General features: G+C 73.9%; 12 protein-coding genes. 8 read left to right on the plus strand and 4 right to left on the minus strand.

What is annotated here, in order from left to right:
* Positions 1 to 137: 137 nt before the first annotated feature.
* From LPC08_RS07035 to LPC08_RS07045, 3 genes are all read right to left on the minus strand, one after another.
* Positions 138 to 1,352: an NADP-dependent isocitrate dehydrogenase gene (locus LPC08_RS07035; RefSeq protein WP_230451997.1), complete on the minus strand. Its 1,215-nt coding sequence runs from the start codon at positions 1,350 to 1,352 to the stop codon at positions 138 to 140.
* A gap of 152 nt (positions 1,353 to 1,504) precedes the next feature.
* Entirely contained in the window at positions 1,505 to 2,500 is a 996-nt protein-coding gene (locus LPC08_RS07040; protein ID WP_230451998.1) for an MBL fold metallo-hydrolase, read from the minus strand.
* A 167-nt stretch (positions 2,501 to 2,667) separates the two neighbouring features.
* Complete coding sequence (locus LPC08_RS07045) at positions 2,668 to 3,150, minus strand: acyl-CoA thioesterase (RefSeq protein ID WP_230451999.1); 483 nt, start codon at positions 3,148 to 3,150, stop codon at positions 2,668 to 2,670.
* 113 nt (positions 3,151 to 3,263) lie between these two features.
* On the opposite strand from LPC08_RS07045, the gene LPC08_RS07050 reads away from it, so the two are divergent.
* Positions 3,264 to 3,731, plus strand: a complete 468-nt coding sequence (locus LPC08_RS07050) for a hypothetical protein (RefSeq protein ID WP_230452000.1) — start codon at positions 3,264 to 3,266, stop codon at positions 3,729 to 3,731.
* A gap of 18 nt (positions 3,732 to 3,749) precedes the next feature.
* Here the strand turns inward: LPC08_RS07050 and LPC08_RS07055 are convergent, their stop codons facing one another.
* The gene (locus LPC08_RS07055; RefSeq protein ID WP_230452001.1) at positions 3,750 to 5,102 is read right to left on the minus strand and encodes an amidase; all 1,353 of its coding nucleotides are present in this window, start codon (positions 5,100 to 5,102) and stop codon (positions 3,750 to 3,752) included.
* A 139-nt stretch (positions 5,103 to 5,241) separates the two neighbouring features.
* Here LPC08_RS07055 and LPC08_RS07060 point away from each other — a divergent pair, with 139 nt between their 5' ends.
* The 7 genes from LPC08_RS07060 to LPC08_RS07090 all read left to right on the plus strand — a co-directional run bounded on the left by LPC08_RS07060 (position 5,242) and on the right by LPC08_RS07090 (position 11,963).
* Positions 5,242 to 6,090 carry an NAD-dependent epimerase/dehydratase family protein gene (locus LPC08_RS07060; protein ID WP_230452002.1) on the plus strand — a complete coding sequence of 283 codons (849 nt, stop codon included), beginning with the start codon at positions 5,242 to 5,244 and terminating at the stop codon, positions 6,088 to 6,090.
* 7 nt (positions 6,091 to 6,097) lie between these two features.
* A complete protein-coding gene (locus LPC08_RS07065) occupies positions 6,098 to 6,970 on the plus strand; it encodes an aldose epimerase family protein (RefSeq protein ID WP_230452003.1) in 873 nt (290 codons plus the stop codon).
* A gap of 8 nt (positions 6,971 to 6,978) precedes the next feature.
* The gene (locus LPC08_RS07070) at positions 6,979 to 8,439 is read left to right on the plus strand and encodes a xylulokinase (RefSeq protein ID WP_230452004.1); all 1,461 of its coding nucleotides are present in this window, start codon (positions 6,979 to 6,981) and stop codon (positions 8,437 to 8,439) included.
* Positions 8,440 to 8,564: 125 nt separating this feature from the next.
* A complete protein-coding gene (locus tag LPC08_RS07075; RefSeq protein ID WP_230452005.1) occupies positions 8,565 to 9,530 on the plus strand; it encodes an ABC transporter permease in 966 nt (321 codons plus the stop codon).
* Between the two features lie 26 nt (positions 9,531 to 9,556).
* Complete coding sequence (locus LPC08_RS07080; protein ID WP_230452006.1) at positions 9,557 to 10,525, plus strand: sugar ABC transporter substrate-binding protein; 969 nt, start codon at positions 9,557 to 9,559, stop codon at positions 10,523 to 10,525.
* Entirely contained in the window at positions 10,522 to 11,298 is a 777-nt protein-coding gene (locus tag LPC08_RS07085) for an ATP-binding cassette domain-containing protein (protein WP_230452007.1), read from the plus strand. Before LPC08_RS07080 ends, LPC08_RS07085 begins: the two co-directional genes overlap by 4 nt.
* Positions 11,299 to 11,366: 68 nt before the next feature.
* Positions 11,367 to 11,963 (plus strand): cytochrome b, encoded by a 597-nt coding sequence (locus LPC08_RS07090; RefSeq protein WP_230452008.1) that lies wholly within the window; start codon positions 11,367 to 11,369, stop codon positions 11,961 to 11,963.
* The last annotated feature ends 350 nt before the right edge of the window (positions 11,964 to 12,313 follow it).

A 12,313-nucleotide genomic window follows, 5' to 3' on the forward strand; every position in this document is an offset into this window, starting at 1 on the left:
CGCGGTATCCGGGGCATCGCCGCGCCGGGCGGGATGCGGGAGCGTTCGTCACCCGGCTCGCGGGCGCGCGGCTGGCCGCGCCAGCCATGCCGCAACGCGGCAGCGGGCCCCCCTGGCCGGGAGGCCCGCGTCGCGGCTCAGGCCATGGCCTTCTTCAGGTTCTCGTCCAGCTTGTCGAGGAAGGCCTGGGTGTTCAGCCAGGGCTGGTCCTTGCCGATCAGGATGGCGAGGTCCTTGGTCATGTAGCCGGACTCGACCGTCTCGACGCAGACCTTCTCCAGCGCGTCGGCGAAGGCCACCACGTCCGGCGTGCCGTCGAACTTGCCGCGATAGGCGAGGCCGCGGGTCCAGGCGAAGATCGAGGCGATCGGGTTCGTGCTGGTCTCGCGGCCCTTCTGGTGCTCGCGGTAGTGGCGCGTCACCGTGCCGTGCGCCGCCTCGGACTCGACCGTCTTGCCGTCCGGGGAGAGCAGCACGGAGGTCATCAGGCCGAGCGAGCCGAAGCCCTGGGCCACGATGTCGGACTGCACGTCGCCGTCGTAGTTCTTGCAGGCCCAGACGTAGCCGCCCTCCCACTTCAGCGCGGCGGCGACCATGTCGTCGATCAGCCGGTGCTCGTAGGTCAGGCCACGCTTGTCGAACTCGGCCTTGAATTCGGCGTCGAAGATGGACTGGAAGATGTCCTTGAACTCGCCGTCATAGGCCTTGAGGATCGTGTTCTTGGTCGAGAGGTAGACGGGGAAGTTGCGCGCCAGGCCGTAGTTGAAGGAGGCCCGCGCGAAGCCCTCGATCGAGGCGTTGGTGTTGTGCATGCCCATCAGCACGCCCTTGCCCTTGAAGTGCGTCACCTCGAGTTCGATCGGGGTGCCGCCGCCATCGGGCGTCCAGGTGATGGTGGCCTTGCCGGGCCCCGGGATCTTGGTCTCGGCGGCGCGGTAGATGTCGCCATAGGCGTGGCGGCCGATGACGATCGGCTTGGACCAGTGCGGCACCAGGCGCGGCACGTTGTTGCAGATGATCGGCTCGCGGAAGATCGTGCCGTCGAGGATGTTGCGGATCGTCCCGTTGGGCGAGCGCCACATCTTCTTCAGGTTGAACTCCTTCACCCGCGCCTCGTCCGGGGTGATGGTCGCGCACTTCACGCCCACGCCGTACTGCTTGGTGGCGTTCGCCGCGTCCACCGTCACCTGGTCGTCCGTCGCGTCGCGGTGCTCGATGCCCAGGTCGTAGTACTTCAGGTCGATGTCGAGGTAGGGAAGGATCAGCTTCTCCTTGATGAACCCCCAGATGATGCGGGTCATCTCGTCCCCGTCCATCTCCACGACGGGGGTCTTCACCTTGATCTTGGCCATTGCGATCCTGCTCCGCGACAAGCTCGTTGCGGCCCGGTAATGTCACGGGCGCTGCGGCCGGACATTCGCACCGGCACCGCCGTGCAGCAACCCCGGCCGGGCCGCCGAGGCGCGCGCTGGGCGCTGCCCGGGCGTGCCGCGCGGGGGAGGCGTCAGGGCAGCCCGGCGGAGAGGGCCAGCGGCATCCAGCCATAGCCATCGGCCCCGCGCACCACATGGCCGGCCCCGACCCAGGCGAAGTGGTAGACCAGGGCGGGCACGCGATCGGTGGAAAGCTGGTCCAGCACGCGGCGGCGGGTGGCGATGCCGCGGTCCGGATCGGTGTCGAAGGCCATCTTCCAGCCCGGCCGGCGCAGCTGCAGCGGGTGGTGCACCACGTCCCCCAGGTTCACCAGCGCCTGGTTTCCGGAGGTGACGGCATAGCTGACATGGCCGACCGTATGGCCGGGGGTGGCGAGCACCTGGATGCCCGGCGCCACCTCCTGCCCGTCGCGCACCATCACCAGCCGGTCGCGATAGGCGCCCAGGTTCTTCCGGGCGCCATCGATCATCGCGCCGAAGGGGCCGAGCCCGGCGCGGTTGCCCTCATCCGTCCAGAAGCGCAGGTCCGCCTCGGCGATCGCCACCTGCGCGTTGGGAAAGACCGGCGCGCCGGCCGCATCGGCCAGACCCCAGCAATGGTCGCTGTGCGCATGCGTCAGGCAGACCAGGTCGATCTGCGCCGGTTCGATCCCGGCGGCGCGCAGGTTCGTCGCCAGCCGCCCGGTGCCGGGCGGCACCGCGTCCGGAACGTCCGCCATGCTGGAGCCCATGCCCGTGTCGAACAGGATGAGCTGCCGGCCGGTGTTCACCACCAGCGCGTTCAGCTCCAGCACCACGCGGTCGGTCGGCAGGAGGCGCTCGGCCAGCAGGCGCTCCGGTTCGCCCGCCGGCGCTTCCGGCACCATGAGGGCGGGCGGGAAGCCGATGGCGCCGTCCGAGAGGATGGTCGCCTCGAAGCCGCCGATGCGGAAGCGGTGCCAGCCGGGCGAGGCATCGTTGCGGAAGGGCGCGGCGGCGAAGGCACGGCCGCCCGGGCCGAAGGCCGTGCCGGCCATGGGAAGGGCCAGCGAGGCGCCCAGCAGGGCACGGCGGGTGGGGTGCTGCATTCGGCCTTCTCCGCGGCAGGGCAGGGGGTGGAGCGTCTTCGGTCCGCATGCCGTCACCGAAGCGCCCCGGCCCGCGGGCGGGCCCCGCGCAGGCTGGCCGCCGGGGAGCCAGGACGCAAGCGCCGGCAGCACGGCCCCGGAACGGGAACCTTGGAACTGGCGCGCGCTCAGCCGGCCGGGCCTCCGCAACGCTGCCGGTAGGCGAGCAGCGCGGCGCGCAGGTCCTCGGGCACGGCCACCGGGCGGCGGGTGTCCAGGTCGGTGGTGGCGACCAGCAGGTGCAGCCGCGCCAGCTCCTCCTCGCCCCGGTGGATATGCACGGTCAGCGCGTAGGAGGCGCCGCCGATCCGCCCGGCCAGCGGGGTGAGGTGGACGACCTCCCCCATCAGCCCGGGCCGGAAGTAGTCCGCCTCGGCATGGGCATAGCCGGTGGCGATCCGCCGTGCCGCGTGCAGCGCGTGGAAGCCGATGCCCAGCGCCTCGTCGAACCAGTCCTCCAGCGCCGCGTGCCCCATGGCGAACCAGGCGGGGAAGAAGACGATGCCGGCGGGGTCGCAATCCCCGAAGCGCACCCGCTGCCGGCCGCGCCAGGCCGCCGCCGGCAGGGCGGAGGCGGGCAGGGGGACCGGTCGGGGCAGGGCACGGGACATGGCCGCTCATACGCAGGACGGGGCGGCGCGGCCATGCCCCCGGGGCGGGCGGCAACCGGCCTGCCGGGGCGGCCGTTTGCCCCGCAGACGCGCCACGGCAGGGAGCATGGACCATGACACGACGGGTGACGGCGCTGTTCGACAACCGCGCCGCGGCGGAGGCCGTGGCAGCGCACCTCCAGGCCCATGACGGGGTGGCGCCGGAGCAGGTCCACCTGGTGCCGGGCGAGGGCCGCACGCGGCTGGGCGCCGGCAGCGGCGTCGACGAGACGCTGTCGCGGCTCCTCTTGCCCGACCCGGAGCGGCAGGCCTGGCTGGAAGGGCTGCGCCGCGGCGGCACGGTGGTCTCCGCCGAGCTGGGGGACGATCTGGTCGAGCACGCGCTGGACGTGTTCGAGGATCACGGCGCCGTCGACCTGGACGCCCGGACGGAGGAGTGGCGCCGCGACGGCTGGGCGCCCGGCGGGACCACGGACGAGATCGGGCTGATGGCGACGGGCGTCATCGACGATCCCGGCACCGGGGCGCTGAACCCGCCCACCGGCACGCGCGTGCCGGTGGTGGATTCGGACGAGGCCTGAACTGCCCCGAGGGGCGGCTCAGCGCCGGATCGCGGCCTCCACCGATTGCGCCAGGGCCAGAAGCGCCCGGTCGGCCCCGTTCGCGCCGGTCAGCATCAGCCCGACCGGGGCGGTCCCGGGCTCCTGGCAGGGGATGCTGATGGAGCAGCGGTCCAGGAAGTTGCCCACCGCCGTGTTCCGCAGCAGCAGAAGGTTGATCCGGTCGTACTCCGCGACCTCCGCCACCTCCGACAGGGCGGGCGGGGTCAGGGCGGATGTCGGGCAGAGGAGGGCGTCGTAGGACGCCGTGCGCGCATCGATGCGGGCGGTGATCCGTGCCCGCTCCCGCTGGAGCGTCAGGTAGTCCGCCGCGCTCATCGTCCCGCCGCGCTCGATCCGCGCCAGGATGCGCGGGTCGTAGGAATCGCGGGCCCGGGCGACCAGCGGCGCGTGCCAGGCCCAGGCCTCCGAGGCGGCGTAGCCGCCCTTGGCATTGGCCCGCGGGATCTCCGCCAGCTCCGGCAGGTCCAGATCCTCAATGACCGCGCCCGCCGCGCGCAGCGCGTCGAGCGCCGCCTCGAAGGCCCGTCCGACGGCCGCCTCCACCCCGTCGAACAGATAGGTGCCGCGCGGCACGGCGAAGCGCGCCCCGGCCAGCGGTGCGGGCGGCGGAGCGGCGGGGTCCGCCTCGCCCGCCATCCAGCCGTCGATCACCGCGCAGCAGGCGACGGTGTTGGCGATCGGCCCCAGGCTGTCCAGCGTCTGCGAGAGGGGCACCGTGCCCTCCAGCGGCACGCGCCGGGCGGTGGGCTTCCAGCCGACGAGGCCGCAGAGCGCGGCCGGGATGCGGCAGGAGCCGCCGGTGTCCGAGCCAAGCCCGGCCAGCCCCATGCCATCCGCCACGGCGACCGCGGCGCCGGAGGATGACCCCCCGGGCAGACGTCCCGTCCGCCGGTCCCAGGGCGAGAGCGGCGTGCCGTAATGCGGATTCACGCCGAGGCCGGAAAAGGCGAACTCCACCATGTTGGTCCGGCCGAGCACCACGAATCCCGCGCGTTCCAGGCGCTGCACCGCCGGCGCGGTCGCCGCGGCGGGCGCCGCGCCGCGCAGCGCGACGGAGCCGGCGAGGCTGGTGACGCCCGCCTGGTCGTAGAGGTCCTTCACGCTGATCGGGATGCCCGCCCAGCGGGAGGGCGCCCGGCCCGCCCGGCGCAGCGCGTCCATCGCGCCGGCGGCGGCGCGCGCCTGCTCCGCCTGCACGGCGATGAAGGCGCGGCTGCCCTCGCCATCCGTGTCGGCGATGCGCGCCAGCGCCTCCTCGGCCAGCTCCTTGGCGGTGGCGGTGCCCGCCTCCAGCGCGGTCGCTGCGGCCTCGATGCTGCGGAACTCCATGCCCTGCCCCCTGGTGCTGCCGGGTGACAGGAAACCCGTGGCGGAGGTTTGACAAGCGGCCGGCGCGGCGGCCAGCCTCCGCGCCAACGGGTCCGTCCGCCCTGGGCCGCCGGACTCCATCGCGATGCAAGGAAACGCCGTGACCCTTCCCGCCAAGCCCGTGCTGATCACCGGCGCCTCCGGCAATCTCGGCCGCATGCTGGCGCGCGAGCTGGGCGCTCTGGGCTGGACCCTGGTGCTGACCGACATCAGCCCCTTCCCGGACGAGCTGCCGGCCAAGGCCCGCTTCGAGCGCGCCGACCTGAACGACGGCCCCACCATCCTGCGGCTGGCGGAGGGCTGCGGCGCCATCCTGCACTTCGGCGGCATCAGCAACGACCAGCCCTTCGAGACGGTGATCGGCCCCAACATCCGCGGCCTGTTCCACATCTACGAGGCGGCGCGGCGGGAGAAGGCGCGGGTGGTCTTCGCCACCTCCAACCACGCCATCGGCTTCCACGAGCGCCCGAAGGGCAACGAGGCCAAGCTGGACGCCGACTGCGAGTTCCGCCCCGACAGCTTCTACGGCCTGTCCAAGGCCTATGGCGAGCTGATGGGCCGGATGTACTGGGACAAGCACGGGGTGGAGAACGTCAACGTCCGCATCGGCTCCTCCTTCCCCGAGGCGGTGGATGCGCGGATGCTCTCCACTTGGCTGTCCTACGCCGACCTCGCCCGCATGATGGAGGCCGCCGTGCTGGCCGAGCGCACCGGCCACTGCGTGATCTGGGGCGCCAGCGCCAACCCGGACACCTTCTGGGGCAAGGACCACCGCGACCGCATCGGCTGGCAGCCGCAGGACAGCGCCGAGATCTTCCGCGAGCAGGTCGGCCACAAGCTCAGCGGCGACCCGGTGACGGAGCGCTACCAGGGCGGCGGCTACACCGCCTCCGGCTATACCCGCGCCACGCCCAGCCCGCGCCATTCCTTCGACCTGGACGAGGGCTGACCGCGCCGTGCTGGTCCTCGCCGCCGGCGGCTGGCAGGCCGTGCTGCTGCCGGAGGCCGGGGCGGCCTTCGCCTCCCTGACCCGGGACGGCCGGGACGTGCTGGCGCCGATCCCGCCCGGAGGCGACCCGAACTCTGCCCGGGCCGGCGCCTTCTGGATGATCCCCTGGTCGAACCGGATCGAGGACGGCCGCTTCCGCTGGTCGATCGGCGCCGAGGGCGAGGCGGGGGAGCGGGAGCACCGCTACCCGGTCAACGACCTCTCCGGCGGCAACGCCATCCACGGGCTGGCGCGCGAGCACCCCTGGGAGATGGCGCGCTCCGCCCCGGATTCCGCGCGGCTGGTGCAGCGCTTCGCGGCCAGGGACCAGCCCTACCGCTACGAGGCGGTGCTGGAGGTGTCGCTGACCCCGGCCGGGCTGCGGCTGGCGCTGGGCGTGACCAACGCGGCCCCCACCATCCTGCCCTTCGGCTTCGGCTGGCACCCCTGGTTCGTGCGGCCGGAGGGCACGCGGCTCGGCTTCCATGCCACGCACCGCTTCGCCAAGGATGCGCGCAACCTGCTGACCGAGGCGTTGCCCTCTCCGGGCCTGGAGGGCGGGGAGGCGGACTGGCTCGGCCTGGACGGTCACTTCGCCGGCTGGGACGGAGTGGCGCGGCTGGAGCTGGGCGGCGCGCCGCTGGAGCTGCGCGCCGAGGGCGCCTGGGCCGGGAACCTCCAGGTCTATGCCCCGCGCGACAAGGCGGTGCTGTGCGTCGAGCCGGTCAGCCACATCACCAACGTGCTGCACCGGCGCGCCCTGGCGCCCTGGGGGGACATGGCCTGGCTGGCGCCGGAAGAATCGCTCTCCGCCAGCCTCACCCTGGCCGAGGCGCCGTAGGGTCCCGCGTGGACCTCGTCCTTGCCTGCGACCTGGGGGGCACCAACTTCCGGGCCGCGCTGCTGGACCGCGACGGGGCGGTGGTGCGGGAGGCGAGCCGGCCCAGCGGCCTGGGCGCCGGCACCGAGGCCGACCCGGAGCACTGGTGGCGCCTCCTCGCCGATGGCGCCGGCGCCCTGCTGGGCGAGGAGCCGGTGCGCGCGGTCGCCATCTGCGGCGCGACCCGCACGCAGGTCTTCCTGGATGCGGCCGGCGCGGTGCTGCGCCCCGCCATCACCTGGCACGACAGCCGGGCGGAGGAGCAGGCGGAGCGCCTGCGCGGCCTCGCCCCGCCGGGCTGGGCGGAGGCGGAGCATCTCAACCCCTACCACCCCGCCGCCCGCCTCGCCTGGCTGGCAGAACGGGCACCGGATGCCTTCGCCCGCCTCGCGGCGGTGGTGGACCCGAAGGATTTCCTCAACGCCCGGCTGACCGGCCGGATCGCCAACGACCGCGTCTCCGCCGCCCGGATGCGCGCCGCCGCCATGCCCTGGGACGCGGCGGGGGTCAGCCTGCTCGGCGCCCTCGGCGTGCCGCCTGCCGTGGCGGCCGTGCCGGTGCTGGAGCCGACGGCGATCCTCGGCCCGGTGCGGCCGGGCCTGCCCGGGGCGCTGGGGCGGCTGGCCGGGGTGCCGGTGCTGGCCATGGCGCACGACACCTGGGCGACGGTGGTGGGGATGGGCGCGCTGCGGCCCGGCCTCGCCTACGCCATCTCCGGCACCACGGAGGTCTTCGGCGCGATCGGCGCGAAGCCGGCCGCAGCGCCCGGCCTGCTCTCGGTGGATTGGGGGGAGGGGGCGCAGCAGCTCGGCGGCCCCAGCCAGTCCGGCGCGGACACGCTCGCCTGGCTGCGCGGCGCGCTCGGCGGCGCCTGGCCGGAAGGCGGGCTGGAGGCGCTGCTCTCCACCCCGCGCGCGGCGCATCCGGCGCTGTTCCTGCCCTTCCTCCAGGGCGAACGCGTGCCCTTCTGGGACCCGTCGCTGCGCGGCGCCTTCCTGGGGCTGGACCGGTCGCATGGGGCCGTGGACCTCGCCTGGGCTGTGCTGGAGGGCGTGGCCTTCCTCAACCGCACGGTGCTGGAGCGGGCCGAGGTGGCGCTCGGCGCCCCGGTCGCGGAGATCCGCTTCGGCGGCGGCGGCGCGGCCAGCCCCGCCTGGGCGCAGGCGAAGGCGGACGTCACCGGCCGGCCGGTGGCGGTGGGCGCGGCGGCGGAACCCGGCCTGCTGGGCGGGGCGATCGCCGCCTGGGCGGGGCTGGGCGCCTTCGACGGGATCGGCGCGGCGCAGGCGGCGCTGGCGCGGGTGGCGCGGCGGCATGCGCCCGATCTGGCGCGGCACGCCGCCTATGCGCCGCTCTTCGCCGCCTGGACCGGGGCGGTGGCGGCGACCCGGGAGGCCGGTGCGACCCTGGCGGCCCTGCCCGCGCCCTGACCGCATCCGGGCCGGGAGGGGGCCGGGCGGGCCGCGCCGGAATCGCGCGCCGGCCTCTTCCGGTCCGCCGCGATCCGCTTTAGGCGCAGGGGCATGGAACAGGCCCGAACCCCCCGGCCGGCGGCATGACGACCCTCCTCGCGCGCTACGGCACCGCCTTCGCGGGCCTCCTGGTGGTGCTGTTCTTCGCCCTCTTCGCCGACAACTTCGCCAGCCCCGGCAACCTCGCCGTGATCCTGAAGGAGACGGCGGTGCTGGCCATCCTGGCCACCGGCTTCGCCCTGGCGCTCTCGACCGCCGAGCTGGACCTCTCCGTGACCGAGGTGGCGAGCCTCGCCGCCGTCACCACGGGGGCGCTGATCCAGGGCGGCGCCGCGCCGGCCGTGGGGGTGCTGGCCGGGCTGGGCGTCGGGCTGGCGGCGGGGCTGCTGAACGGGGTGGCGGTGACGGTGCTGAAGGTGCCCTCGCTGATCGCGACGCTGGGCACGGCGGCCATCGCCAAGGGGCTGGGCTTCATGCTGACCCAGGGCGTGGCCTTCGTCGGGCGCTGGCCCACGGGCTTCACCGGGCTGGCGCGCGGGTCGCTGCTGGGCATCTCCAACCTCGTCTGGTGGATGGCGCTGGTGGCGCTCGCCGCCTGGTGGCTGCTGCGCTGGACCCGCACCGGGCTGCACATGGTCGCCACCGGCGAGGCGGAGGAGGCGGCGCGCCTCGCCGGCATCCGCACCGCGCGGATGAAGCGGCTGGGTCTGGCGCTGGCCGGGCTGCTCGCCGGGCTGGCGGCGGTGCTGCTGGCGGCGGGTCTGTCCTCGGCCGCGCCGAACATGGCGAACGACCACTTCCTCTACGCCATCGCCGCCGTGCTGCTGGGCATGACGATGATCGAGCCGGGGCGGCCCAACGTCGCCGGCACGCTGCTCGCCGCGCTGATGCTCAAGGCGCTGGGCAACGGGCTGGTGCTGCTGGGCGCGCCCTACTACGCGCAGGACATCGTGCTCGGCGGCATCATCATCGGCTCGGTCGCGCTCTCGGCCACGGTGATGCGGCGCGCGGCCTTCACCAAGACGCTGAACATGCGGATGGCCGGCTGAACCGGCCCCCGGCAAGGAGACGAACGATGCGCAGACGCGACCTCACCCTCGCCGCGGCGGCGGCCGCCACCGCCTCGCTCGCGGCGCGCCCCGCCTCGGCCCAGGGGACGAACCCGGCGTTCAGCCTCGCGGTCATCGGCTTCCAGATGTCGTCCGAGACCCATGCCCGCGCCGCCAACGCGGCGGCGGCCTACGGCAGGGAGAAGGGCTGGGACGTCACCCTGCTGAACTCCGAGGGCTCGCTGCCCAAGCACGCGGAGCAGTTCGCCGCCCTGGTGCAGCGCAGGCCCGGCGCCATCGTGGTGTGCATGGGCAAGCCGGTGGAGGCGGACGCGCAGTTCCAGGCGGCGAAGGCGGCCGGCATCCCCGTCATCACCGTCATGTCCGGCACCAGCCCGCACACGCTGTTCGACATCGCGGTGAACGAGTACCAGGTGGGCGCCCAGGCGGCGCTGTGGCTGCTGGGGCGGATGAACTACCGCGGCGCGCTGCTGACGGTGCGCTTCGACGGCAATGTCGGCACCCGCATCCGCGGCAAGATGCTCGACGCCGTGCTGTCGGAGAACCAGGCGGTGTCGGTGCTGGGCAGCCACAGCATGGCCCGCACCGCGAGCTGGCAGGACGACGTGCGCGCGGGGATGCAGGCGCTGCTGCTGCGCCATCGCGGCCGCTTCCAGGGCGTCTGGGCCTCCTTCGACGGGCAGGCCTATGTCGTGGACGACCTGCTCCAGGCCCAGGGCGTGAAGAAGGGCGAGGTCTCCTTCGTCTCGATCGACGGCGGCAAGGAGACCTATCGCCGCATCGCCGATCCGGAATCGACGCTCCAGGCCACCGTCGCCATCCCTTTCGAGGAGATGGGCCGCCGCGCCGCCGCCGCCGTCGAGAGCATCGTCGTGCGGAAGCAGCCGGCCTCCGACGTGACCACCGGCCCCTACCTGCTGCTCGACGCCACGCTGGTGGACGCCTCCAACGTGGCGCAGTTCGCCGCGCGATGAGCGACGCGCCGCCGCTGCTGTCGCTGCACGGAATCCGCAGGTCCTACGGCGCGGTGGAGGCGGTGCGCGGCGTCGACCTGGAGATCCGCGCCGGCGAGGTGCTGGCGCTGTGCGGCGACAACGGCGCGGGCAAGTCCAGCCTGGTGAAGGTGATCGCGGGCGCGCAGCCGGCCAGCGACGGCACGCTGCGCCTGCGCGGCGAGGCGGTGGCGTTCCGTTCGCCGCAGGATGCGCTGCGCCGGGGCATCGCCACCATCTACCAGGACCTCGCCCTCGCCCCGCGGCTCTCCATCGCGCAGAACGTCTTCCTCGGCAGCGAGCTGACGCGGGGCATGCTCGGCCTGCGCTGGCTGGACAAGCGCGGCATGGCGGCGGCGGCGCGCGGCTTCCTCGACCGGCTGGAGCTGCCGCAGCGGGACATGTCCGTGCCGGTGGAACGCCTCTCCGGCGGGCAGCGCCAGGCGGTGGCGATCGCCCGCGCGCTCCGCTGGCAGGCCGAGCTCATCATCATGGACGAGCCGACGGCGGCGCTGGGGGTGAAGGAGACGGCGCAGGTGCTGGGCCTGATCCGCCGCCTGCACGCCGAGGGCAAGGCGGTGCTGCTGGTCAGCCACAACATGGCCGATGTCTGCGCCGTCTCCACGCGGGTCGCGATCATGAAGGCGGGCCGCAAGGTGATCGACCGGCCCGTGGCGGGGCTCGATCCCGACACGCTCGCCCACATGGTGATGACGGGGCAGGAGGCGGGCGCGGCGCTGTCCGTGCCGGGCTGATGCGGGCCGGGCCTTGGCACCCGCCGCCGGGCTCCACATCTTTCGCGGTGCAGCAAGAGGAGCGAGCCATGCCACCCGCCCCATCTCCCTCGGCCCTGGAAGATACGCCGGCGGCCTATGGCCGCGTCACCCGGGTCCTGCACTGGGGCATGGCGGTGCTGCTTGCCTGGATGTTCCTCACCGCCACCGCCCGTGCGCTGTTCTGGGACGTGCCGCTGGTCCGCTCGCTCTGGTGGACCCATGCCTCGACGGGCTTCCTGGTCTTCATCCTCGCCCTGGTGCGGGTGAGCTGGGCGGTGGCGAACCGGCACCGGCGCCCGCCCAAGGACCCGTCGCTGCTCGGCCGCCTCGCCACGCTGGGGCATGGGCTGCTCTACACGCTGATGCTCGTGATCCCTGCCCTGGGGTTGCTGCGCGCCTATGGCTTCGGCCGTGGCTTCGCGCCCTTCGGCCTGCCCCTCTTCCCGCCGCTGCCGGAGCGCATCCCCGCCCTGATGGCGCCGGCCAATGCTGTCCATGGCCTGCTGGGCTGGTGCCTGCTGGCGCTCGTGGCGGGCCATGTCGCAATGGCGCTGGTCCATGCCTTCGCCTGGCGCGACGGGCTGCTCGCCCGCATGGCCGGCCGGCGGCCGCGGCTGGCCCTGGCCGGGCAGGAAGCAAGGTAGACCCGCTGGCCCTCCGTATCGTCCAGGCTCGCGGCGCCATACGCGCGGCGTCCCTGGTGGCGTGGCGCCCGTGGCCCGGGGGCAAGGCTCTGCCTCGCCCCCGTACCCCCACTCCGCCAGGACCCTGCGGGCCCTGGACCCGATCAGCGCTGCCGCGGGACAGCTTTCGACGGGGTCACAGCGCCGAGGAGCCATGCTCCTCGGCGGGTACAGCCGCAGCACTCTCTGACGCCTTCTGAAGTTTTTCCAGAGTCCCGCCTGTCCACGCTCTGTCAGGGTTCAGCCCGGAGGCTGAAGCCTACCGGAAGCACCAAACTCCCAGCGGGGACCGGGGCCCGCTTGTGGCCCCG

It is taken from the genome of Roseomonas sp. OT10 (assembly GCF_020991085.1).
Classification (GTDB): domain Bacteria; phylum Pseudomonadota; class Alphaproteobacteria; order Acetobacterales; family Acetobacteraceae; genus Roseomonas; species Roseomonas cutis.